At 66.2% G+C, this 21,788-nt stretch carries 21 protein-coding genes; 7 read left to right on the forward strand and 14 right to left on the reverse strand.

Annotation, left to right across the window (positions count from 1 at the left end):
• The first annotated feature begins 92 nt into the window (after positions 1 to 92).
• Entirely contained in the window at positions 93 to 476 is a 384-nt protein-coding gene (locus OOZ63_RS19385) for a ribonuclease (protein ID WP_137942693.1), read from the forward strand.
• 55 nt (positions 477 to 531) lie between these two features.
• The gene (locus OOZ63_RS19390; protein WP_137942652.1) at positions 532 to 927 is read left to right on the forward strand and encodes a barstar family protein; all 396 of its coding nucleotides are present in this window, start codon (positions 532 to 534) and stop codon (positions 925 to 927) included.
• A 224-nt stretch (positions 928 to 1,151) separates the two neighbouring features.
• Here OOZ63_RS19390 and rsmA read toward each other — a convergent pair whose 3' ends face one another.
• From rsmA to OOZ63_RS19405, 3 genes are read right to left on the reverse strand one after another with little or no spacing between them, the layout of a single operon-like run.
• Positions 1,152 to 1,919, reverse strand: coding sequence for a 16S rRNA (adenine(1518)-N(6)/adenine(1519)-N(6))-dimethyltransferase RsmA (rsmA, locus tag OOZ63_RS19395; RefSeq protein ID WP_266007246.1), 768 nt, complete (start codon positions 1,917 to 1,919; stop codon positions 1,152 to 1,154).
• A 7-nt stretch (positions 1,920 to 1,926) separates the two neighbouring features.
• Positions 1,927 to 3,252 carry a peptidylprolyl isomerase gene (locus OOZ63_RS19400; protein ID WP_266007247.1) on the reverse strand — a complete coding sequence of 442 codons (1,326 nt, stop codon included), beginning with the start codon at positions 3,250 to 3,252 and terminating at the stop codon, positions 1,927 to 1,929.
• Entirely contained in the window at positions 3,245 to 5,644 is a 2,400-nt protein-coding gene (locus OOZ63_RS19405) for an LPS-assembly protein LptD (protein ID WP_266007248.1), read from the reverse strand. Before OOZ63_RS19405 ends, OOZ63_RS19400 begins: the two co-directional genes overlap by 8 nt.
• 136 nt (positions 5,645 to 5,780) lie before the next feature.
• Here OOZ63_RS19405 and OOZ63_RS19410 point away from each other — a divergent pair, with 136 nt between their 5' ends.
• Entirely contained in the window at positions 5,781 to 6,821 is a 1,041-nt protein-coding gene (locus tag OOZ63_RS19410) for an aminoglycoside phosphotransferase family protein (protein WP_266007249.1), read from the forward strand.
• Here the strand turns inward: OOZ63_RS19410 and OOZ63_RS19415 are convergent.
• Complete coding sequence (locus OOZ63_RS19415) at positions 6,808 to 7,797, reverse strand: LysR family transcriptional regulator (protein WP_266007250.1); 990 nt, start codon at positions 7,795 to 7,797, stop codon at positions 6,808 to 6,810. The genes OOZ63_RS19410 and OOZ63_RS19415 overlap by 14 nt on opposite strands.
• Before the next feature lie 207 nt (positions 7,798 to 8,004).
• On the opposite strand from OOZ63_RS19415, the gene OOZ63_RS19420 reads away from it, so the two are divergent.
• The gene (locus OOZ63_RS19420) at positions 8,005 to 8,685 is read left to right on the forward strand and encodes a response regulator (RefSeq protein ID WP_266007251.1); all 681 of its coding nucleotides are present in this window, start codon (positions 8,005 to 8,007) and stop codon (positions 8,683 to 8,685) included.
• On the opposite strand, the gene OOZ63_RS19425 is transcribed toward OOZ63_RS19420, so the two are convergent.
• Positions 8,657 to 9,286, reverse strand: a complete 630-nt coding sequence (locus OOZ63_RS19425) for a glutathione S-transferase family protein (protein ID WP_266007252.1) — start codon at positions 9,284 to 9,286, stop codon at positions 8,657 to 8,659. The two genes, OOZ63_RS19420 and OOZ63_RS19425, sit on opposite strands and share 29 nt — an antisense overlap.
• A 206-nt stretch (positions 9,287 to 9,492) precedes the next feature.
• Between OOZ63_RS19425 and OOZ63_RS19430 the strand changes: the two genes are divergently transcribed.
• Complete coding sequence (locus tag OOZ63_RS19430; RefSeq protein ID WP_266007253.1) at positions 9,493 to 10,635, forward strand: YjgN family protein; 1,143 nt, start codon at positions 9,493 to 9,495, stop codon at positions 10,633 to 10,635.
• 4 nt (positions 10,636 to 10,639) lie between these two features.
• Positions 10,640 to 11,668, forward strand: coding sequence for a M48 family metallopeptidase (locus tag OOZ63_RS19435; protein WP_266007254.1), 1,029 nt, complete (start codon positions 10,640 to 10,642; stop codon positions 11,666 to 11,668).
• Between the two features lie 42 nt (positions 11,669 to 11,710).
• Here OOZ63_RS19435 and OOZ63_RS19440 read toward each other — a convergent pair whose 3' ends face one another.
• The 3 genes from OOZ63_RS19440 to OOZ63_RS19450 all read right to left on the reverse strand — a co-directional run bounded on the left by OOZ63_RS19440 (position 11,711) and on the right by OOZ63_RS19450 (position 15,672).
• Entirely contained in the window at positions 11,711 to 12,961 is a 1,251-nt protein-coding gene (locus OOZ63_RS19440; RefSeq protein WP_266007255.1) for a porin, read from the reverse strand.
• A gap of 25 nt (positions 12,962 to 12,986) precedes the next feature.
• On the reverse strand, positions 12,987 to 14,144 hold the full coding sequence (locus OOZ63_RS19445) for an SGNH/GDSL hydrolase family protein (protein WP_266007256.1): 1,158 nt from the start codon (positions 14,142 to 14,144) through the stop codon (positions 12,987 to 12,989).
• A gap of 253 nt (positions 14,145 to 14,397) precedes the next feature.
• A complete protein-coding gene (locus OOZ63_RS19450) occupies positions 14,398 to 15,672 on the reverse strand; it encodes an amidohydrolase family protein (RefSeq protein ID WP_416234762.1) in 1,275 nt (424 codons plus the stop codon).
• Between the two features lie 61 nt (positions 15,673 to 15,733).
• On the opposite strand from OOZ63_RS19450, the gene OOZ63_RS19455 reads away from it, so the two are divergent.
• A complete protein-coding gene (locus OOZ63_RS19455) occupies positions 15,734 to 16,015 on the forward strand; it encodes an AraC family transcriptional regulator (RefSeq protein WP_266007257.1) in 282 nt (93 codons plus the stop codon).
• On the opposite strand, the gene OOZ63_RS19460 is transcribed toward OOZ63_RS19455, so the two are convergent.
• From OOZ63_RS19460 to OOZ63_RS19485, 6 genes are all read right to left on the reverse strand, one after another.
• Positions 16,012 to 16,929 carry a YihY/virulence factor BrkB family protein gene (locus tag OOZ63_RS19460; RefSeq protein WP_266007258.1) on the reverse strand — a complete coding sequence of 306 codons (918 nt, stop codon included), beginning with the start codon at positions 16,927 to 16,929 and terminating at the stop codon, positions 16,012 to 16,014. The genes OOZ63_RS19455 and OOZ63_RS19460 overlap by 4 nt on opposite strands.
• A gap of 11 nt (positions 16,930 to 16,940) precedes the next feature.
• Positions 16,941 to 17,120 carry a hypothetical protein gene (locus OOZ63_RS19465; protein ID WP_266007259.1) on the reverse strand — a complete coding sequence of 60 codons (180 nt, stop codon included), beginning with the start codon at positions 17,118 to 17,120 and terminating at the stop codon, positions 16,941 to 16,943.
• A 160-nt stretch (positions 17,121 to 17,280) separates the two neighbouring features.
• On the reverse strand, positions 17,281 to 18,192 hold the full coding sequence (locus OOZ63_RS19470; RefSeq protein ID WP_266007260.1) for an alpha/beta fold hydrolase: 912 nt from the start codon (positions 18,190 to 18,192) through the stop codon (positions 17,281 to 17,283).
• A 60-nt stretch (positions 18,193 to 18,252) separates the two neighbouring features.
• A complete protein-coding gene (locus OOZ63_RS19475; RefSeq protein WP_266007261.1) occupies positions 18,253 to 19,185 on the reverse strand; it encodes an ABC transporter permease in 933 nt (310 codons plus the stop codon).
• Positions 19,175 to 20,251, reverse strand: coding sequence for an ABC transporter permease (locus tag OOZ63_RS19480; protein ID WP_266007262.1), 1,077 nt, complete (start codon positions 20,249 to 20,251; stop codon positions 19,175 to 19,177). The genes OOZ63_RS19475 and OOZ63_RS19480 overlap by 11 nt, the downstream gene beginning before the upstream one ends.
• Complete coding sequence (locus tag OOZ63_RS19485) at positions 20,241 to 21,785, reverse strand: ABC transporter ATP-binding protein (RefSeq protein ID WP_266007263.1); 1,545 nt, start codon at positions 21,783 to 21,785, stop codon at positions 20,241 to 20,243. Before OOZ63_RS19485 ends, OOZ63_RS19480 begins: the two co-directional genes overlap by 11 nt.
• Positions 21,786 to 21,788 lie beyond the last annotated feature (3 nt).

Here is a 21,788-nt window from a genome sequence, read left to right on the forward strand (position 1 = left end):
GGGTGTGGCGGCTTGAGGTTTTCGGCCTCATTCGGTACCATCTTGCTTTCGATATTCAGGGTAAACCCGTGTTTTTGCTCGATAGGTCACCGATGTGGCCGTCTTGGCGCAAGTTCGGTCTTGCCGTCGCCATGCTGGCGGCGCTGGGCACGGAAGTGCATGCCAAGCCGTCGGTAACCCTGCAGCAAGACACGGTGGCCTTGGCGGCGTTGCCGCGCGAAGCCCAGAACACACATCGTCTCGTGCTTGCCGGAGGGCCCTTCCCCTACGACAAGGACGGCAGCGTGTTCGGCAATCGCGAGCGACTGCTGCCATCAAAGGCCAGGGGCTACTACCGCGAATATACCGTCAAGACGCCAGGCGCCCGCAACCGCGGAGCCAGGCGACTGGTATGCGGCGGTAAACCTCCGACCAACCCCGATGCTTGTTTTTACACCGACGACCATTACGCCAGCTTCAAGCGCATCGCGCCCTGAGCCCGTAGTGACCGGCGGCCAAAAGTTCTTGTGACTATATAGGAGGATCGCGACCATGCTTTTGCAGACCGTCCGTCCCAATATCGTGCAGGCCATACGGGCCTATCGCGTAGAGGACTTGGCCCAGGCAGCCCAGGATGCCGGCCAGCATTTCCTGTATGCCAATCTGAGCGAAGCTCAGTCCAAGCAGGAAGTGCTGGAGGGCATCGCCCAGTCCTTTCTGTTCCCGGCGCACTTCGGCAAGAACCTGGACGCCTTGCATGACTGCATGACCGATCTGGTCCACAAGTCGGGCGCCCAGCCCGGCTTTGTGGTGGTGCTGGAGCAGCTGCCCGACAACCTGCGCTTCGACCGCGAAGCCCGCGAGCAATTGCTTGACGTCTTCCGCGAAGCGGCGGATTACTGGGCCGACCGCAAGGTCCAGTTCCGCTGTTTCTATTCTTTTCAGTAGCCCGCTCCCAAGAAAACGGGTCATGGGAGCGGGCTGCTGAGGTGGCCCCGGTTGCTGAGAAGCCGGCTGCGAAAAGCAGCAAGGCAGCGGCAAATGCAAACTTCGGCATGAATATGCCGATGATGAGCAGCGCGTTCGATACATCGATGTGGCTCAACGCCGCCTGACGTCATCGAGCCTGCAATAAACAACAAGGGGACTCCGCTGGAGTCCCCTTGTTGTTTTCAGAGCGCCTGGGCCAGCGCGATGTAGTCCGCCACGGGCACCTCTTCGGCGCGGCGCTTCAGATCGAACTCGCCCTCGAAGCCGCGCGCGGCCAGCCAGACCCCCAGACTGTGGCGCAGCAGCTTGCGGCGCTGCGAAAATGCCACCTGCACCATCTCGCCCAGCAGCACCGGGTCCAGCGCAGGCGCCTGGGCGTAGGGCAGCATACGCACGATGGCGGAGTCCACCCGTGGCGGCGGATCAAAGGCCTCGGGCGGCACATCCAGCACAGCCTCGACGTGATAGCGCCACTGCAGCATCACCGAGAGACGACCGAAGTCCTTGTTGCCCGGCGTCGCAGCCATGCGATCGACAACCTCTTTTTGCAGCATGAAGTGCTGGTCGACCACATGGTCCACAAAGCCCAGCAGGTGGAACAGGATGGGCGTCGAAATGTTGTACGGCAGATTGCCGACCACGCGCAAGCTCCGGCCCTTGGCGGCGGCCAGCTCCGCGAAATCGACCTTCAGCACATCGGACTCGATCACCTCCAGATCGTCGCGGCGGCGCAGCTTGGCGGCCAGGTCACGGTCCAGCTCGATGACGGTCAGCGGCCGGCTACTCGCGGGCAAGCTCTGCAGCAGCGGCAGAGTCAAGGCACCTAGACCGGGTCCGATCTCGACAAGGGCCTGATCCTCGGCAGGCTCGATCGCGGCGACGATGGCATCGATGATGCCGCCATCGGTCAGGAAATGCTGACCAAAGCGCTTGCGGGCAATATGAGCCATCAGATGCTCACTGCCATTCGCGCAGCTCCACAAAGGCACGGGCGCGCAACTCAGTGACCCACTCGCGGTAGGCGTCCTCGTACTTCTGCTCGCGCAAGGCATTTCGGGCCTGCTCGCGCAGCTGCTTAGGGTCGACCTCGGTGTCGCGTCGCTCCAGCACCTGGATCAGGTGCACCCCGAAACGCGAGGGCACCGGCGCCGAGATGCCGTTGATCGGCAGCGCATTCATGGCCTCCTCGAACTCTGGCACGAAGCCACCCGGCGAGACCCAGCCGAGGTCCCCACCACCGGCGGCGCTGCCATCCTCGGAGTTGTCGATCGCCACCTTCTCGAAGCTGGTCTGGCCGCTCTCGATCAGCCGCTTGAACTCGGCCAGGCGGCGCGCCGCCACCTCGGCGCTCAGCTGCTCGGAAGGCCGCAGCAGCACATGGCGGGCCCGGGTCTGTGTGACCATATTGACGGCATCGGCCGCCGTGCGGCGCTGCACCAGCTTCAGCACATGAAAGCCCGCCCCCGAGCGCAGCAGCTCGGCGCGCACCGCACCGGACTGCAGATCGCGTACTGCGTCGACAAACAGATCCGGCAGCCGGTCGGCCGGGCGCAGGCCGATCTCGCCGCCGCGCTGCTTGTTGCCATCCTCGGAGACTTCGCGCGCCACCTTGGCAAACTCCTCGCCCGCCTTCACGCGGGCCAGCGCCGCCTCGGCCTTGGCGCGGCGCTCGGCCACCAGCGCATCGGCCGCGCCTTCGGGCACCGCGACCAGGATCTGCGCGATGTTGAGCTGGTCCGCACCGCCGGCCTGCTGGCGGCGCTGCTCCAGGAATTTGTCGATCTCGCCGTCGGTAATGCTGATGCGGCCTTGCACCTCACGCTCGCGCACCCGCTCGGTCATCATCTGATCGCGCAGGTTCTCGCGGAAGCGCCGGTAGTCCAGGCCCTCAGCGCGCAGGCGCTCGCGCAACTGCTCCATCGTCAGCTTGTTCTGCGTTGCGACATTCGCCACCACCCGGTCCAGCTCGGGCTCATCGACCCGGGTGCCGCTCTCGCGCGCATGGGTGACGATGACACGGTCCTCAATCATCGCTTCGAGCGCCTGCTTGCGCAGCGCATCGATATCGGGCGTCTCGCCGCGGCGGCGGGCTTCCTCGCGCAGGCGCTCGGTGCGCATCGCCACTTCACTGGCAGCCACGACATCCTGATTGACGACGGCGGCGATATGGTCGCCCGGCCGCAGAGTGGCACCGGTGCTTTGCGCCTGGGCCGCTGAGCAGGCCAGCGTCGCGCTCAGCACGCAGGCCAGAGGCAGGAAACGAAAGAGCTGCAGATCAGTCATAAGATTGGATGGGCGAGCGGTCGGAGCTCAGCTGACGGTAACCAGGGATATTGTCTCTCAGGACTCCGAGTGCGTTGGAGCCCAGCTGGGAGAGGCCCACGAGCTCCAACTGCAGCAGCAAACGGGTATTGGTTTCGGCCCGGCCGGTAGACAGCCGCTCGGCGCCGACCCGCAAGATCCAGCAGCCGGCGTCATATTCGACGCCCAGCACCGAGTCGGTGAAGCGGCGGTCGCGCAAGCTGTATTGCAGCCGGCCGGCGCTATACCAAGCGCCGCTACAGCTACCGCCGCCGGTGCCGCGCCGCGCGCGCGGCCCGTCGGACTGGGCCACCGCGCCAAACAGCGGCCACTGCCAGCCCAGCTCCAACTGCTCGCTCTGCCCGCGCGCCAGCCGGTAGGCGGCATTGACGGTACGAAAGGGGCCGGGCGAGTACCGCGCACGCAGGGTCGAGCGCACGCTGCGGCCGGAGTCGGCATTGAACTGCAGAGAGCCGTCCATCCACCAGCGCTCGCTGACATGAGCCGCGCCGAGCAGCAGCAAATCGGAGACCTTGCGCGTCTGCGTCTGGCCGTCCGGTGTGATGCGCTGGTCATTGAACAGAAAGCGCTGCACCAGGCCAAGGCGCAACAGCTCAGCGCCGCCATTGGCATCGATCCAGCGCGAGGTCGCGCCCACCGTCAGCTGATGGGCGTCGGACACCCGATCAACACCGGAGAACTGGTTCTCGGTGTAGATCGAGTCGAAGTTAAAGTCCTTGGCCGCCGAGTCAAAATTGGGCAGGTCCAGCTGGTCGCGATACGGCGTCTTGACATAGAGCAGGCGGGGCTCCAACGTCTGTGTCAGCCCACGCCCGAACAGCCGGGTCTCGCGCTCGAAAATCCAGCCGTGGTCGATGCTGAAGGTCGGCACCGATCGGCTGGCCGAGCGCCGGCCATCGGCCAGGGCCTGATCCAGCGAATAGCTGGCCGCATTCATCGACAGCTTGGGGATGAGCCACCAGGCCGCGCCGCTCATCGGCAGGCTGACATGGCCCAGCAGATGCACGCGCGAGCCGGTCTGGGTCTGGCTGCTGAGCGCGTCGGTGGGCAGGTCGAAGCGGTTGTATTCCAGCTCCAGCCCACCCTCCAGCCTGGCCTTGCGGCCCCAGGGGGTGAATCCGGCCAGCACGCCCTCGTCGGCCAGGCTGGACAGGCGCAAGCCGATCTGCGGCGTGCGCTGATAGGGTGACTCGAAGCGGGTCTGCAGGTCGGTGCCCTGCAACAGTTGCCATTGCTGGATGCGCGCATAGGTCTGCGCTTCACCCCAGCGGAAGCTGTAGCCGCGCTGCAGCTGCAGATCGCTGCCCAGCAGGCGCTGGGTGTCACTGTCGATGCGCTTGGGCAGGTCTTTCCAGTAGTCGTCGTCCGAGACACGCTCAGAGCGCAGGCGGTAGCGCCAGGCCAGGCCCAGCTCGCCGTCATGGCTCAGATTCAGCGCCCAGCGCTTGCGATCGGCGACGCGATCATTGGGCAGCCAGGCCAGGTTCAGCTCGCCGCGATGATGAGGCTCCAGATAGCGAAACTCGCTGTCCAGGCCGACGCCGCGGCGTGTCATCACGAAGGGCGTCAAGGTGGCGTCGCGCTGCGGCGCGATGTTCCAGTAATAAGGCAGACCCAGCTCGACGCCGCTGCGGTTGTCGACACCGATGTTAGGCGGCAACCACCCCGATTTGCGCTCACCGCCGAGCGGGAAGCTCAGCGCGGGCGCGGCCAGGATGGGCACGCCGTAAAAGCGCAATACCGCCTTGCTGGCCAAGCCCTCGTTGGCCTCGAAGTCCATCTTCAGGGTCTCAGCCGTCAGCTGCCAGGCCTGAGTGCCCTCGCCTTCGACCGCCGGGCAGCTGCTGTAGGTGGCGGCCTCGGCGCGCAGGCGCTTGCTGTCGAGAAAGCGCAGAGAGCGGGCCGTGCCGCCGCCGCCAGTTTCTGAGAAGAAGTAGCTGGGCTGAAGGAACTCGCCTTCGAAACGCTGCAGATACAGCTCCAGGCTCGGGCCTCGCACGGTATTGCCAGCCCGGCTGATTTCAACGCTGCCTTTGGCGCGCGCCAGATCGCTGGCCTGGTCGTAGCTCAGGCTATCGGCACGCAGCAGCAGGTCTCCGTAGCGCAGCTCGGCCTCGCCCTCTGCCAGGGAGCGCTGGTCGATCTGAGTCTGCAAGCGCTCGGCGCTCAGCACCAGGGCCGGCTTGCTGGCCTCGCTACTGGCCGGCGCCAACAGCAGGCGCGAGGGGCGTAGGCGCAAAGGCTCGTCGGGAGGCGCGGCGACGGCTTGCCCGCACAGGCCCAGAAGCAGGGCTGACAGCAGCGGGGTCAGCGCGGTCGGCGGCGGTGAGGAAGGAAACGGTAGGCGCAGCACGGCGTCGGCGGGCGTCTTCTTCGGACGATGTTGAGCGAGGGCTTCGGCGCGGTGCCGACGGTTTGTAGAATTGATTATCCATGAGGCACCCGCCTCGCTCCCAATGCCGCGCCGATGCGGCCGTCCAAGCTCCCCCATGAACGCTATCGTCTGGCCCGACCCGGCCCGTGAACAACAGTTGCTTGCCTGGCTGGCGACGCTTGCCGCCAGCCATGGCCTGCGGCCCGAGACACTGCAGCTGGCCAAGGAAGATGCCAGCACGCGGCGCTATCTGCGACTGCAGACTGCGGCGGGCGGCTCGCTGATTGTGATGGACGCGCCGCCCCAGCATGGCAGCCAGCGCGCCTTCGTCGAGATCGCCGCACACATGGCCGACTGCGGACTCCGAGTGCCGACGGTGCTGGCGGCCGACGAAGGCCTGGGCTTTTTGCTGCTCAGCGATTTCGGCGACCAGCCCTATCTGCAGGCCCTGCAGCAGGCCACCATCGCTGAGGCCGACGCGCTGATGCGTGCCGCCATCGCCACGCTGCTGCAGTGGCAGCTCAAGGGCGATGCCAGCCGGCTGCCGGTCTTCGACGAGTCCTTTGTGCGCCGCGAGCTGCAGATCTTCACCGACTGGTGCGTCGAGCGCGAGTTCTGCCAGCAGTGGAATGCGACCCAGAAGGGCTGGTGGGCGCACAGCTGCCAGGTCTTGGTCGACAACATCCTGAGCCAGCCCCAGTTAGCGATGCACCGCGACTTCATGCCCCGCAATCTGATGGTGATCGACGGCGGCCCCGGCGTGCTGGACTTCCAGGACGCGGTGCGCGGCCCGATCAGCTACGACCTGGCCTCGCTGCTGCGCGACACCTTCGTCTCCTGGGATGAGGAGCGCGAGTTGGACTGGGCGATCCGCTATTGGGAGCAGGCGCGCCAGCTGGGCCTGCCGGTGCATGAGGACTTCGGCGAGTTCTGGCGTCAACTGGAATGGACCGGTCTGCAGCGCCATCTGAAGATCCTCGGCCTGTTCTGCCGCCTCAAGCAGCGCGACGGCAAGCCCGCCTATGCAGAGGATCTGCCGCGCTTCTTCGCCTATGCGATCAAGGTCACGACCCGCTATGTCCAACTCTCTCCTCTGACCCATCTGCTGGAGGGCCTGCGCGGCAATTTGGTGCAGACTGGCTTCAGCCTGCGCTGACCGAATCGCCGCAGACGCCAGGGTTGGTCTCGCAGCCGGCGGCTGCCAGCCAGGGGTCGCGGTCCTCGCCGCCGAAGACCTCGACCAGGAAGTCGAGGAAGGCGCGGGTGCGCGCCGGTACGTACTTGCGCGTCGGCATCGCTGCCCAGATCGTGAAGCTGAACAGCCGCCACTCGGGCAGCACGCGTTCCAGCGCATGCTCCATCAGAGCGTCCTCGATCAGAAAGGACGGCAGGCCCGCCACACCCAGCCCGTGTAGCGCGGCGGCGTAATTGGTGTCCATATGCGCGGTGGCCAGCACCGGCCGCTTAGGCATCAGGGTTAGGCTTTCGCCGCCCGGCTCGTCATCGCCCCAAACGCCGCGCTGGAACACGATGCCGCGCTGCAGCTCGGAGACCGGTGGCAGCAGTGAATCGTGATCACGCAGATCATTCGGATGATGGGGCCGGCCGCGCTTGTTCAAATACTCGGGCGAGGCGCACAGAATCACCTCGGTGCGCGCCAGCCGCCGAGCCACGAACTCGCCGTCCAGCGGATGGCGGGTGTGCAGAATCGTCAGATCAAAGGCCTCGTCCACCGTCTCGATGCCGCCGGGTGAGCTCAGCTCCACCGAGACCTGCGGGTAGAGCTTGTGGAACTTGGGCAGATGCTTGGCCAACTGATGCACCGCGATCGCCGGCGGCACCAGCACACGCAGATGGCCGCGCGGCTCGGTAGTCGCGGTGGTCGCCAGGGCCTCGGCCTCATCGACTTCGACCAAGATGCGGCGGGCCCGCTCCAGATAGGCCTCGCCGATATCGGTCAGCGCCAGGCGGCGGGTGGTGCGGTTGATCAGGCGAGCGCCCAGATGCTCCTCCAGCTCAGCCACCAGCCGGGTCACGACGGCCGGCGCCAGGTCCAGGGCGCGCGCGGCGGCGGCAAAACTGCCCTCGTCGATGACGCGGACGAAAACACGCAAGGCTCGGAGCTGGTCCATGGGGGGCTGAGGCTGGGCCTCTGCAGGTAGTGGGCGCGACCCAGTCTAAGTGATCACAGAGACCGGCATCCGGTTGGGCTCACGGGGCGGCCATCGCACAACGACGCCAGTCGGCATCGGCCCCTCATCCAGGGGGTCCCCGGGTCACGGGGTTGCCGCGTCCCCTGAAGCCGGGACAATCGGCCCGCCTCTCACCCCGCCCAGCGCATGCCTTCCGTCTATCTCCTACGTCGTACCCCTCTAGCGCTGCGCCAGGCCCGAGCCGCCCTGTTTGATGAACTGCCGAGCTGGCATTGCGTCGGTGTCAGCACCCAAATGCATGAGGCCCTGCCGCAGGTCGAGCGCCTGCGCCCCGACATCGTCGTCTGCGATCTGCACTTGATCAACGGCCATGCCGTCGCACTGCTGCGCCGTCTGGAGCGGGCGCGGCCTCGGCTGATGCTGCTGACGACGCTGGCCGACGACAACTTACTGTTCGAGTCGCTATGTGGCGGTGCCCAGGGCTACTGGCTAGACGCAGGCGGGGCCAAGGGGCTGGGGCAAGCGCTGCAGGACTTCCAGCAGCGCCGCGCCACGATGTCGCCAGCGCTGGCGCGTCAAACGCTAGCGAGCTTCGGCCTGCTGCGCAGCGACCTAAAGCTGGCGCACAACGTCGGCTCGGCGCATGACCTGGCCCCTGCGGCGCCGGGCTGCCTGCTCAGCAAGGCCGAACAGCATCTGCTGAGCATGCTGGCCCAGGGCCTGCTGGAAGGCGAAATCGCTCAGTGCTGGCAGACCAGCCCGGCCGACATCGGTCAGCGCCTGGCCTATATCTACGCGGCGCTGCATCGCCAGCAGCAGGTCGCCCCGCAGGGCTTCATCAGATCGTCGGCGGCGCCGTATCGATGAAACTCGTGCGGGTCGACAGCTTGTCGAACAGGCGCGCCAGATTGGGATGGGGGCCACGCCAGTCGATGCCGGGGAAGCGGAAGTCCAGATAGCCCAGTGCACAGCCGACCGCGATATCGGCCAGCGTAAAGTGATTGCCCGAGCACCAATTCTTTTCGCCCAGGCCCTGGCCCATGGCTTGCAAGGCCGCCATCACCTTGCTCATCTGGCGCTCGACCCAGACAGCGCTGCGCTGCTCGGCCGTGCGGCCGACCCAGGTCTGCTCTAGGCGCGCCAGGATGGACGCATCCATCAAGCCATCGGCCAGCGCCTCCCAGGTGCGCACCTCGGTGCGCTCGCGGCCGCGCTCGGGGATCAGCTTGCCGACCGGCGACAGGGTATCCACATACTCAACGATCACGCGCGAGTCGAACACCGCCCCGGTGATCGCGTCCTGGCCTTCCATCACCAGGCAGGGCACCTTACCCAGCGGGTTCATCTTCATGATGGCGTCGCTGGACCAGACGTCTTCCAGCACAAGCTGATAGTCGAGCTTTTTTTCCGCCATCACGACGCGGACTTTGCGGACGTAGGGGCTGGCGAGGGATCCGATGAGTTTCATGTCAGGCTTGTGTCGGACGGACTGTCCATTTCGAAAAGATTCTAGCGAAGCACATGTTGTGCGCCAGGCTGTACAAAGCCCCGGAACTGGTGCATGCAGACATCCCCCGAAGGTCCCCCTTGTCAGCCCTGCGGCCCGGCCTCAGACTTCTGGCCCGGCAGGCGGCTCAGACCGCCGCAACGGCAAAAGTCAACAAGGGAGGAACGATGAACGAACAATTTTCCGCCGCCCAACCGCAGGGATCGGCCGCCGGCCCGCGCGAGCTGCCCATCGAATTCAGTGCCTCGGGCAGCGAATACTTCCGCATCTGGATCGTCAACCTGCTGCTGATCATCGTCACGCTGGGGCTGTACCTGCCCTTCGCCAAGGCTCGCCGGCTCAGCTATTTCTACAGCAACACTTTGGTCGATGGCCAGGCCCTGGCCTTCCACGGCAACCCCTGGAAGATGTTCCGCGGCTTCGTGCTGCTGGCAGTGCTGATGCTGGTCTACGGCATCTCGGGCCAGATCTCGCCGACGGCCGGTGTGGCCGCTTTCCTGATCCTTGCGGCGGTCTGGCCGGCGCTGTGGCGGGCGGGTCTGCAGTTCCGCCTGGCCAACACCAGCTGGCGCGGCCTGCGCTTTGCCTTCACTGGCGATTTGCGTCAGGCCTATCTGGCAATGCTGCCGGCCTATTTGCCGGCAGCGTTGATTGTCGTGGTCTCGCTGCTCAACGGCGAGGCGCTGGAGAGCAAGAGTTTCACGCCGGCCCAAGGCGTGATCGGCGCGGCCACCCTTCTGATCATCCTGTTGACGCCCTGGACCCTGAGCCTGAGCAAGCGCTACCAGCAAAGCCACTACGCGCTGGCCGGTCAGCATTCGCGGTTTGGTGTGGGCACCGGCGCCTTCTACCTGCTGATGCTGAAGTTCATGCTGTTCATGATCGGCTACGCCCTGCTGGCCGGCGCAGTGCTGGCCGGCGCCTACTTCCTGCTGCAGGCACCGCTGCTGGTAGCGCCGCTGGCTCTGCTGGCGTATCTGGGTCTGTTCGCCTTGGTGGGCCCCTTCTTCACGGTAGCCCTGCAAAACATGGTGTGGCGCGGCACCAGCAGCGCCGGACTGCGATTTGACAGCCAGTTGCGGCTGCGCGCTTTTGCCTGGTTGAACCTGAAGAACTGGTTGTTGACCGCACTGACGCTCGGCCTGTACCGCCCGTTCGCGGTGGTGCACGCCAACCGCATGCGCCTGGAAGCCGTCAGCCTGCGCGTCAACGGCGACATCGATGGGTGGGTGGCGCGCAAGAGCGCCCAACACCAGGATGCCAGCGGCGACGCTGCCGGCGATTTCTTCGGCATCGACATGGGCTTCTGACGCCGTGGATCAACATCCGATCCTGCCGCTGGACTTCTTCGATGGCCGCAGCGCCCGCCCCCAGCCGGTGCAGGCCTGGGTCGAGCCCGGCACGCTGCGACTGCGCAATGCCGAGGGTCAGATCTTGAGCTACCCGCTGCGCCGGGTGCGCTGGCCCGAGCGCCAGCGCCACGGCCAGCGCCAGGCCCAGCTGCCCGACGGCGCCGTGCTCAGCGCCGTCGATGCCCGCGCTTGGGATGACTGGGCGCGCGCCAGCGGCATCGACGACTCCATGACCGTGCGCTGGATGCAAAGCTGGCGCCTGGTCACGGCGGCGCTGCTGCTGCTGATGCTGAGCCTGGCGGCCGCCTGGCGCTGGGGCATACCCTGGAGCGCAGGCGCCATCGTGACCCTGCTGCCGGCACAGGCCGAGCGGCAGATCGGCAGCCAGGCTATGCAAAGCTTCGACACGCGCTGGTTCAAGCCCAGCACGCTGGCGCCAGCGCGCCAACAGGCCATCGCGGCCGACTTTGCAGCGCTGCTGAGCGCAGGCGGACAGCCGACCCCGGCTTATCAGCTGCATTTCCGCAGCGCCGGCAAGGAGCTGGGACCTAATGCGCTGGCCCTGCCCGGCGGCCACATCGTGCTGACGGACGCGCTGGCCGAGCTGCTGGTCGACCAGCCCGACGCGCTGGCCGGTGTACTGGCCCATGAGCTGGGCCATGTACAGCAACGCCACGGACTGCGCATGGTAGTGCAGGCCAGTCTGCTGGCCAGCATGGCCGGCCTGGTGGTGGGCGATTTCTCGGCTGTGCTGGTAGGCATCCCGACGGTGCTGGGCCAGCAGGCCTACTCACGCGATTTCGAGCGCGAGGCCGATGCCTATGCGCGCGAGCTGCTGCGTGCCGGCGCACGCTCACCGACAGCGATGCTGATCTTCTTCGAGCGTATCGAGGGCTACAAGAAGGAGCACAGCCCGCCGACCCTGCCGATCGCGCTGGCCAGCCACCCGGCACACGAGGAGCGCAAGCGCTTCTTCGGCGCCGCGCCTTGAAATACGGGGCCTAGGCCGGATTGCGAACTAACGATCTGCCGCTCAGAAGCGGTGCACGAGATTGAGCGAGTAGGCGCTGGCGTCCTTGCCCGGCTTGTCGGTGAAGCCGTAGAGCAGGCCTTGCGAGTAAGGCAGCACCTGCTGGCCGGTCTTGTTGTCCACATAGCTGGCAGAGAGCCAGACCGAGGTGCGCTTTGAGAACATATGCTCCAGAGCTACGCCGCCGATTGCCGCCTCGCGCGCCGCCACGGAATCGTTGTAGGCACCATAGCTCACGATCACTCGGTTGCGCTCGTTGACCAGGTAATGCACGCCACCATAGGCCAGATGGCCATCGAAGCCCAGATTGCTGGCAATCTGAGTGCCGTAAGCCAGGAAGGCCGGCTTCAGCGCCGCCGGGATCGCGGTGTTGGCATTGAGCTGCGCGCGCAGCTGGGCGCCCAGGATGGGGTGCTTGTCTTTGGCGCTAACCACGACGCCGGTGACTTTCCACGGGCCGGTCGAATAGCTGGCACCGACAATGGTGTTCTCCAGCGAGTTCAGTCCCTCGGAAGTCTTGCGGCGCTGATGGCCCACGCCGATGTCAAACCCTCCGGTGGCATAGCCAGCGCTAACGCCCCAGAAGCGCCCCGGGCCGACCTCGCCCTCACCGGCACCCAGCATCGCGTTGAAGCGAAAGCCGCTCATCTCAGCCACATATTGCAGCGAGTTGTCGATGCGTACTTCCAGGCCGGTGGGCACGGACAGGGTCGCCAGGGCGTTGCCGATATTGCCAGCCTGATGCGGATCGAAACGGCCATAAGTGGCGAACGCCGGGCTGTACTGACGGCCCGCCAGGACCGCGCCAACCGGGGTGACGACGCCGGCCCAGGCCTGGCGATGCCAGAACCGGTTGTTCAGCGAAGCCGCCAGCGAAGCGCCCAGCGCGGGCTCCAACTGCGAGCGTATGGTGTTGGGCACACCCACAAGCGCGCGTGCCGGGATCGCGAAGCCCGAGATCGGGGTCTGCTGGTTCTGTGAACCGGTGTCAGCGTAGAGCTGGTGCTCCAAGGTGAACATCGCACGCCAGCCGCCACCCAGGTCCTCGTTACCACGCAGGCCCAGGCGCGAGCCCAGCTGGGTGCCGCTGGAGACGAAGCGACGGGTCTTGTCGCCGTAGCCATCGATCGCAGTCACGCCCACATCGATGATGCCGTAGAGATGCACGCCGCTCTCGGCGCTTTGCTGCGCCTGGGCGGCACCGCAAGACAGCATGGCAGCCAGGGCCAAGATGGCTTTGTTGTTCTGTGTCATGGGAATTCTCCTTGTCGGTGCGGTCTCAGCGCACCCAGCCCTTGGTCTTCAGTGCGTCGTAAATCGCATTGCCGAACTTGGCATGCGAGGCCACCGTCGGATGCACGCCATCGGCGAACAGCGAGGTCGCGGCAGGCGCCACCGCCGCCGGGAAGTAGGTGCTAAACACACCCGGGATCTCGAAGCAGACCAGCGAGGTGTTGTTGGTCTTGGCCGGGTCGCAGACCGGCACCGCGACGTTGGTGAAGCCGTTGGCGGCCGGGTTGTCGTAGTACTGGGCCGACAGCGCGGCGGCATCAAACAGCATCACACCGGTGTCCATCAGCGCCAGCTCCTTCATCAGCTGGTCGTTGAAGGCCTTAACGAAGGTCGACATCAAGGTGCGGCCCGAGGCACCGACCTGGGCGCTCTGGCCCATCGGCGACTTGGCAGAATCCGGCAAAGTCATGACGACGATGCGCTGCGCACCGGCCGCCCGGGCGCGCTTGGTCTGCTCCAGCAGAGCCAGCGCGGCCTGCTCCATCTCGATCACATATTTGCCGGCGATCGCCTGCTGCAGCGCGGCGATCTGGGCGGCCGACTGCCCGGCCATCGTGGCGGCGGTCACGGCTGCGGTGATCTCGGGCCCGGCCAGTGCCAGGTTGTGGAACACATCGTTGTTGCCGCCCCAGAAGACCACCAGGTCGGTAGCCGTGAAGCTGCCCTTGGCCAGCGCGCGGTCCACCTGCTGGACCACGGGCACGGCAGTGGCGCCGGTGCAGGCTCCGGCGGCGTTCGGGCTACAACCGATGCCAGGCTGCTTGGCCACACGCGAGCCGCCCTGGGCGTAGTTAGTCGCGTTGGGAGCGGTGCTGATTTGGGCCGGCACCGGGAAGCTGGTGCCGTACTCAAAGCGCTCGTTGACGATGGTCGTGCCCAGCTTGCCGGCCAGCACCTCGACCCACACGGCGCCGGCGCTGTTGGTGAACTTACCAACCGGGGCCGCCGCGATCGCGCCGCCAGTGGCCTGGGCCACGGCCGCCTGGGCGAACTTGGTGTAGGTGCCGCCATCGGTCAGGCTGTCGCCAAAGGCGACGATGCGGGTGGTCTCGTTGCTGCTGGGGGCAGGCGGCGAGCTCTCGCCACCACCACAGGCGGCCAGCACGGCCAGGCTCAAGGCGCCAAACGCCAAACGGATGTTCATGGGAGTGTCTCCTGCGCATGAGGCTCGCTCATGCGCAAGCCTGTTTTGTATCTAGCGAAAGAGCATGCCATAGGCGGGGTCAGGCCCGGCTAGGGTTTTCAGGCGAAGACGGGACCGATGTGCTGGCTCGGGAAAGCGCACCCGACCCGCAACGACCGGCGCCACCGCACCGCGCGGCCGGGCTAGAGCCGCAGCTCTATTCCCTGCCGAGCCACGGCAGCCTGTGCCTTGCGCGCAACACCGCTCGGCATCCTCAATGCGCTAAGCGCCAGTCGAGCTCGGCCGCCGGTCGGCCCGGCAGGCACAGGCGGGCGGTCGCCGGCGGCGTCCGGCTCAAGACCTGGCCCCGGCGCACGACAAGCAGCCGGGCCGCGCGCAGCCGCAGCGCCTCGACCGCATCGCCGGCCTGCAGCAGCACGAAGTCGGCGCTGCGGCCGACCTCAATGCCGTAACCGTCCAGGCCCAGGATGCGGGCGTTGTTGACCGTCACCGCATCGAAGCAGGAGCGCATGCCTGCCTGCGAGGTCATCTGCGCCACATGCAGGCCCATGCTGGCGACCTCCAGCATGTCGCCGCTGCCCAAGCTGTACCAGGGGTCCATCACGCAGTCGTGACCGAAGCCCACATTGATGCCGGCCGCCAACAGCTCGGGCACCCGGGTCATGCCACGGCGCCTCGGATACGTGTCATGGCGGCCCTGCAAGCTGATGTTGATCAACGGGTTGGCCACCGCATGCAAGCCGGCCTCGGCCATCAGCGGGATCAGCTTGGAGACGTAATAGTTGTCCATCGAATGCATGGACGTCAGGTGCGAACCGGTGACCCGGCCTTGCAGGCCCAGACGCTGGGTTTCGCTGGCCAGGGTCTCGACATGGCGCGACAGCGGGTCATCGCTCTCATCGCAATGCATGTCCACCCGCAGCCCGCGCTCCGCGGCCAGCTCGCACAGCAGCTTCACGCTGGCGGTTCCATCGGCCATGGTCCGTTCGAAATGCGGGATGCCGCCGACCACGTCGACGCCCATGTCCAGCGCCCGCTTCAGGTTATCGAGCGCGCCCGGCGAGCGCAGCACGCCGTCCTGCGGGAAGGCCACCAGCTGCAGATCAAGATAGGGCTTCACCCGCTCGCGCACATGCAAGAGGGCCTCGACCGCCAGCAGGCGCGGGTCGCAGACATCGACATGCGAGCGTATCGCCAGCAGGCCCTTGGCCACAGCCCAGTCGCAATAGGCCAGCGCCCGCTCGATCAGGGCCTCCTGCGTCAGCAGTGGCTTGAGCTCACCCCAAAGCGCAATGCCTTCCAGCAACGTGCCGCTCTGATTGACCCTGGGCAGACCGTAGCTGAGCGTGGCGTCCATATGGAAATGGGCATCGACAAAAGGCGGGCTCAGCAGCTGACCCTGGCCGTCGATGATCTCCATGCCCTCTGGCGCTGGCAAGGCCGGCGCGATGGCGGCGATGCGGCCATCGCGCACCAGCAGGTCCTGGCCGCGGCGGCCATCGGGAAGGCAGATATTACGGATCAGCATGGCCGCCAGCCTACCATTGAGGGGCCTCACGCAAGCAAAAAGACCCCCAAGGAGAAAGACCATGAACATCACGAGCTTCGAGCACTACCGGCACCAAGCCCTTGCCGCGGGATTCGACGAGGTGCTCGAGCGGCGCTGGGCGCCGTTTACCGTGGTCGATGAGCACAGCCAACCCTTTGTCGCCAAGGCCGTCATCGCCGAGGGTGAGATGTGGCTGAAGGTGGCAGCCAAGACCCGGCATCTGCGGGTCGGCGAGTGCTTCGAGCTGGCGGCCGGCGAGCGGCACGCCGAGCGCTATGGCGCCGAGGGCGCGATCTACTGGGTGGCGCGGCGTGCCGCCTAGCCAGGCGCGGTACTGAAGACACGAGGCGGGGTGTCGCCAACCTCCAGGCGTTCGTACTGGGAGATCAGCTGCGCACCGAACAGCATCAAGGTCGCACCCAGTTCCAGACTCAGCAGCACCGCGATCGAGGTCGTCAAGGAGCCGTACACCGTGCTGATCTGTGACAAAGTGCCGAAGTACCAAACCAGGGCATGGCGCGACAGCTCCCATAGCAGGGCTGCAGCGATCGCGCCAAACAACGCCAGCCGCAGCGAGGGGCGCCCAACCGGCATCACCATATAGATCGAGGTCAGCACGAAGACCTCGCCGGCAAAACCCAGCAAATAGAACAGCAGGCCGGACACCCCCACCAGCGACCAGCTGCGCCACAGGAACTGAATCTCGCTCTGGCCCATGGCCTGTAGCGCGCCGGCCACCAGTGTCACGACCAGCAGGCCGAAGCCCAGGCACAGGATGTAGCCATAGGGGATCAGTGCCGACACCAGGAAGTGGCGCCGCCGTATCAGCACGCGGTGGTGGAAGATCACCGACATCGCGTTCTCCAGCACCGTGAAGGCCAGCGAGCTGAAGAACAGCATCGTCACCAGCAGCACCCAGCCCACAACCGAGCGGAAGGCCAGGAACTGCGCCAGCTCGGCGACGACCGCGCGCGAGTGCCCCGGCAACAGCCATTCCAGATAGCGGCCCAGGGTTTGCAAGAGCGCCGCTTGGTCGATCACATGCGAGAGCGCGATCACCGCCAGTATCAGCAGCGGGACGATGGACAGCAGCGCGTAGTAAGCCACCGCGCCGGCCAGCAGCAGACCCTGGTTGGCGCGAAAAGCCTTCAGCGCACCGAGCAGGAAGGCGCCGGGATGGCGCATCAGCAGGGTGGCGCGCGGGTCAATGAGGGCGCGCGGTCGATTTGTCGCCATCGCGCCAACGCTCAGGGCCCGCGATCAATGCCGCGCCCCGGTGTCGGGTCATCCTCCGGCGCCGGGTCTATCGGCCCCTCATCGGGATCGACAGGCATGGGTTGGGGCTCGTCATCATCACCGGGAGCCTTGATCGGCGGCCGATGAGCAAACAAGGTCTCGGGGGACGAGGTCGGATTGATGAAGGACATGGCGCACTCCGGTTGGCATTCTCTGCATCCTGCCGGGAACACCGTGGGGTGGGGATCGGACAACGGTGCCGGTTCGTGTCAGGCAATGCTCACAACATTCGAATGGATGTCGGCATGGGGCAGCGAGTCACGGACGGAGCCAACAATTGATCAACAAACTCTACGCACTGGCCTGCCGAAGGTCGAGAAACCGGTCATAGGCATTGCAGAAGTCCTGTGGGACCTCGAAGTACGGCAGCGCCCCGGTCGGGAAGATGGTGAACTGCCAGTTGGGGCTGCTCTCGACGATTGACTTGCCGCGATAGTCGGTAAAGTCACCGCGCACGCCATGCGACATCCAAACCGGCATCGCGAGACTTTCGTAAACCGTGTGTATGTCTGCACTGAAGAGCTTCGCTGACAAGAAGTGCAAGGGGGCATGCTGGGCGCCGGGCACTCCGGTGGTTAGCACGTCATAGGCCCAAAGCGCTTCGTCGATGTTCTTCGACCCCCAAGTGCGGCCCAGAAAATAGCGAATCACACCAGGCCGGGTCAGCGCACGGAAGAGCGCAAGCCCCCAGACCGCCCTCGGCCCGCGCAACGCCTTGTACAACCACGGCAGCCCGCGCGTGCTGCCAGGGGCTGCACGCCACGTTTTCAGCCCGTTGAAGCCCGTGGGACTGACGAGCGCCACGCTTCTGTACCTGCCCGGCGCCTCTGAAGCGGCGCGTCCCAGGTATTCGCTCGATAGCGACAGAGCCAATGCATCGATGGGTGCCGGCCCGCAACGGGACTGAACCCATGCGGTGAATGCGTGGACCGCATCCGTCATCAGGCGCGGCGTGTAGTCCCGGTCGCTGCGATCAGAAAAGCCGTAACCTGGCAGATCGACTGAAAAAACGGTGTGCGTCGCTCGGTAGTGCTCATGCAGTGGTCGCATTTCAGCGGCAGACGCCGATGCGTTGATGCTGTGGATGAGCACTAGGGGCGGGCCTTCGCCGGCGACATAGACACTCAGGCGCCCCGCCGCACTGTCAAACTCGCAACGCTCGCCGCTGACGGCTGCGGGCAACGACTGTTTCATATTCACCATTTGAAGAGCGCGTGCCGAAGGGGGACACTGCGTCCAGTGTGGACCCGGCAACCCGCCGCCTCAGCGCTCCCCCTTGCGATAGGGCTTCATCAGCGCCTGGGGATAGGCCGCCTTGCGGGCCACCAGTACCAGGGCAACGATGGAAAGCAAATAGGGCAGCATCAGGTAAAGCTGGTAGGGCAGCATAGCGCCACCGCTGCTTTGCTGCAGGCGCAGTTGCAGCGCATCGAAGAAGGCGAACAGCAGCGCGCCCACCAGCGCCTTGCCGGGCCGCCAGGAAGCGAATACGACCAGGGCCACGCAGACCCAGCCGCGGCCGTTGACCATATTGAAGTAGAAGGCGTTGAAGGCGGCCAGGGTCAGAAAGGCGCCGGCTATGCCCATTAGCGCTGAACCGGCCATGATGGCGCCAATGCGCAGCCGCACGACCGATAGACCCTGACCCTCGGCGGCGGCCGGGCTTTCGCCGACCATGCGCACAGCCAGGCCCAGCGGCGTGCGGTTCAGACCATAGGCCAGCACGGGCACCAGCAGCAGGGCCAGCAGGGTCAGCGGAGTCTGGGCATTCAGAATAGGGATCGGCAACCAGGCGCCCATTGCGGCGAAGGGCTCAATCGTCGGCGGGTTCTCGACCTTGGGGAAGCTGACGCGGTAGGCATAGCTGGCCAGACTCGTCGCCAGCAAGGTCAGCCCCAAGCCCGAGACATGTTGCGAGAGCGACAGGCTCACGGTGAGCCAGCCATGCAGCAGACCCAGCAGCGCGCCGACCCCGGCCGCGACACCCACACCCAGCCACAGCCCGCCCCCCTGGTAGACCGTCAGCCAGCCGGCAAAAGCGCCGGCCACCATGATGCCCTCGATGCCCAGGTTCAGCACGCCGGCGCGCTCGCACAGCAGCACGCCCAGGGTGCCGAGGATCAAGGGCGTCGCGATGCGGAGCACCGCGACCCAAAAGGCACTGCCGGACAGCAACTCGAGGATCTCAGCGCCCATCGCGGCTCCTCAAATGGATGCGGTAGTTGACCAACAGGCCACTGACCAGCATAGCGATCAGCGCGGTCGCGACGATCACATCGGCGATATAGGTCGGCACGCCGACCGAGCGGCTCATGCTGTCGGCGCCGACCAGCAGGCCGGCGACGAACACCGCCGACAGCAAGGCACCGAGCGGATTCAACCCCGCCAGCATTGCGATCACGATGCCGCTATAGCCATAGCCGGGGCTCATGTCCAGCGTGACATAGCCTGTGCGGCCGGCCACCTCGATCGCACCGGCCAGGCCCGCCAGCGCACCCGACAGCAAAGCCACCTTCAGGCTGACCCAGGCCACCGGCATGCCGGCAAAGGCGGCCGCCTGCGCATTCGCGCCGACCGCACGGATCTCGAAACCGGTGCGGCTGTACTTGAACAGAGCCCACAGCAGCAGCGCCGCCGCGATGGCCCATAGCAAGCCAGTGTGGACACGGCTGCGCTCGACCAGCTTCCCCAACTGCAGCGATTCCTGCAGTCCGACACTCTGCGGCCAACCCATCGCCAACGGGTCCTTCATAGCCCCGTCCAGCATCCACGAAACAAACAGGAGCACGATGAAGTTCAACAGCAGCGTGGTGACCACCTCATCGACGCCCAATCGGCTCTTCAGCAGCGCCGGACCCAGCAGCAGCATGGCTCCGGCCAGCGCGGCGGCCGCCATCATCAATGGGAACAGAGCCCAGCTGGGCCAATCAAGACCTGTACCGCCATGCAGCCCCCCGACCAGCACCGCCGCCAGCGCTCCCATATAGAGCTGACCCTCGGCACCGATGTTGTAGAGCCGCGCCTTGAAGGCGATGGCGGCGGCCAGCCCAGTAAGTATCAACGGCGTCGCGCGGGTGAGTGTCTCGCTCCAGGCAAAGCGCGAGCCAAAGCCGCCTTCCAGCAGCAGCGCATAGGCTTTGCCAACCGGTGCGCCGGCCCAGGCCACGAGCAGCGAGCTGACGGCCAAAGTCAGGGCCAGCGCCAGCAGCGGCGCGGCCAGGCGCCAGGCCTGTGAGGGCACCGAACGTTTCTCAAGCCGCATGGCCAGCCTCCCCCACTTGGCTGCCGGTCATCTCCAGGCCGATGCTGCCAAGGGTCCAGTCGGCGCGCGGCTTGGCGGCGCCGAGCCTGCCCTCGTGCATCACGGCGATACGGTCGGCGATGGCAAAGATCTCGTCCAGGTCTTCGGAGATCAAGAGCACCGCCGCGCCGGCTGCACAGGCGTCCAGCAGCTGCTGGTGCACATAGGCCACAGCGCCGACGTCCAAGCCCCAGGTCGGCTGGTTGGCAACGATCAGCCTCGGCAGGCTCCCGGCCTTGGGGTCGCCGGTCAGCGCACGGCCAAGGATGAGCTTCTGCATATTGCCGCCCGACAGGCTGCGGGTCAGCGTGTCCAGGCCGCGGTCTTCGAGACCGCGCACATCGAAGCGCTGCACGATGTCCTGCGCATGGGCGCGCGCCCGCTTGCGCTTCAGAAGTCCCCAGCGCGAGAACGTCGGCGCGCGGTACTGCTCCAACAGCGTGTTCTCCCACAGCAGCAAGTCGCCAACCACGCCCACCGCATGGCGATCCTCCGGGATGCGGGCCACACCGGCCGCCAGCCAGGCCCCGGGTCGTGGGGCCAGGTCTTCCCCCAGCACCCGCAGCTCGCCACCCTCTAAGCCCAGCAGCCCATGCAGCAGATCGGCCAGCGCATGCTGCCCATTGCCAGCCACCCCGGCAACCGCTAGCACCTCGCCGGCGCGCAGTTCCAAATCGACGCCGCGCAGCCCCGGCTTGGCCGCGAGCGTGGCGCCGCGCAGGCAGCAGACGATGTCGCCAGGCTGTGTCGCCGCGCGCTTGGGGCTCGGCACGGCACGGCCCACCATGGCCTCGGCAAGATCGGCCTTGGACGCGCCGGCCGCGTCCAGCTCGGCGATCAGCTTGCCCCCGCGCAACACCGCGATGCGGTCCGAGACGGCCAGCACTTCGTCGAGCTTGTGGCTAATGAAGATGACGGCCATGCCTTCGGCCACCAGTGCCTTCAGCGAGGCAAATAGCGATTGGCTTTCCTGCGGCGTCAGAACTGCCGTCGGTTCGTCCAGGATCAGGATTCGGGCGCCGCGCACCAGAGCCTTGAGGATCTCGACGCGCTGGCGCTCGCCGACCGAGAGGTCAGCGATCAGCGCATCGGGATCGACCTGCAGGCCAAAGCGCATCGCGGTATCGAGCAGGCGCTGGCGCTGCGCGGCACGGCGCGCGAAGGGCTGCCACAGCGGCTCCAGGCCTAGCATAACGTTGTCCAGCACCGTCAGGCGCTCGGCCAGAGTGAAATGCTGGTGCACCATGCCAATGCCGGCGGCCAGCGCCATCTTGGGCTGGCCCGGCGGCAGCGGCCGGCCGAACACCGTGATCTCGCCAGCGTCGGCCAGATAGTGGCCGAACAGTATGGATACCAGGGTGCTTTTACCTGCCCCGTTCTCGCCGAGCAAGGCCAAGACCTGCCCCTGTTCGAGCGTCAGAGAGATGCCATCATTTGCCAGCAGCGCACCGAAGCGCTTGCTGATGCCGCGCAACTGCAGCGCTGGGGCCGTCACGTC

The sequence above is a fragment of the Paucibacter sp. PLA-PC-4 genome (assembly GCF_026241155.1).
GTDB lineage: Bacteria > Pseudomonadota > Gammaproteobacteria > Burkholderiales > Burkholderiaceae_C > Roseateles_E.

What these genes read in the sequence shown, in the direction of transcription:
- OOZ63_RS19445 (WP_266007256.1), bottom strand. Translation starts at nt 14,144, where the DNA reads ATGAACATCCGTTTGGCGTTTGGCGCCTTGAGCCTGGCCGTGCTGGCC.
- OOZ63_RS19410 (WP_266007249.1), top strand. Translation starts at nt 5,781, where the DNA reads ATGAACGCTATCGTCTGGCCCGACCCGGCCCGTGAACAACAGTTGCTT.
- OOZ63_RS19450 (WP_416234762.1), bottom strand. Translation starts at nt 15,672, where the DNA reads ATGCTGATCCGTAATATCTGCCTTCCCGATGGCCGCCGCGGCCAGGAC.
- OOZ63_RS19460 (WP_266007258.1), bottom strand. Translation starts at nt 16,929, where the DNA reads ATGGCGACAAATCGACCGCGCGCCCTCATTGACCCGCGCGCCACCCTG.
- OOZ63_RS19480 (WP_266007262.1), bottom strand. Translation starts at nt 20,251, where the DNA reads ATGCGGCTTGAGAAACGTTCGGTGCCCTCACAGGCCTGGCGCCTGGCC.
- OOZ63_RS19385 (WP_137942693.1), top strand. Translation starts at nt 93, where the DNA reads ATGTGGCCGTCTTGGCGCAAGTTCGGTCTTGCCGTCGCCATGCTGGCG.
- OOZ63_RS19475 (WP_266007261.1), bottom strand. Translation starts at nt 19,185, where the DNA reads ATGGGCGCTGAGATCCTCGAGTTGCTGTCCGGCAGTGCCTTTTGGGTC.
- OOZ63_RS19470 (WP_266007260.1), bottom strand. Translation starts at nt 18,192, where the DNA reads ATGGTGAATATGAAACAGTCGTTGCCCGCAGCCGTCAGCGGCGAGCGT.
- rsmA (WP_266007246.1), bottom strand. Translation starts at nt 1,919, where the DNA reads ATGGCTCATATTGCCCGCAAGCGCTTTGGTCAGCATTTCCTGACCGAT.
- OOZ63_RS19400 (WP_266007247.1), bottom strand. Translation starts at nt 3,252, where the DNA reads ATGACTGATCTGCAGCTCTTTCGTTTCCTGCCTCTGGCCTGCGTGCTG.
- OOZ63_RS19420 (WP_266007251.1), top strand. Translation starts at nt 8,005, where the DNA reads ATGCCTTCCGTCTATCTCCTACGTCGTACCCCTCTAGCGCTGCGCCAG.
- OOZ63_RS19430 (WP_266007253.1), top strand. Translation starts at nt 9,493, where the DNA reads ATGAACGAACAATTTTCCGCCGCCCAACCGCAGGGATCGGCCGCCGGC.
- OOZ63_RS19455 (WP_266007257.1), top strand. Translation starts at nt 15,734, where the DNA reads ATGAACATCACGAGCTTCGAGCACTACCGGCACCAAGCCCTTGCCGCG.
- OOZ63_RS19390 (WP_137942652.1), top strand. Translation starts at nt 532, where the DNA reads ATGCTTTTGCAGACCGTCCGTCCCAATATCGTGCAGGCCATACGGGCC.
- OOZ63_RS19440 (WP_266007255.1), bottom strand. Translation starts at nt 12,961, where the DNA reads ATGACACAGAACAACAAAGCCATCTTGGCCCTGGCTGCCATGCTGTCT.
- OOZ63_RS19425 (WP_266007252.1), bottom strand. Translation starts at nt 9,286, where the DNA reads ATGAAACTCATCGGATCCCTCGCCAGCCCCTACGTCCGCAAAGTCCGC.
- OOZ63_RS19465 (WP_266007259.1), bottom strand. Translation starts at nt 17,120, where the DNA reads ATGTCCTTCATCAATCCGACCTCGTCCCCCGAGACCTTGTTTGCTCAT.
- OOZ63_RS19415 (WP_266007250.1), bottom strand. Translation starts at nt 7,797, where the DNA reads ATGGACCAGCTCCGAGCCTTGCGTGTTTTCGTCCGCGTCATCGACGAG.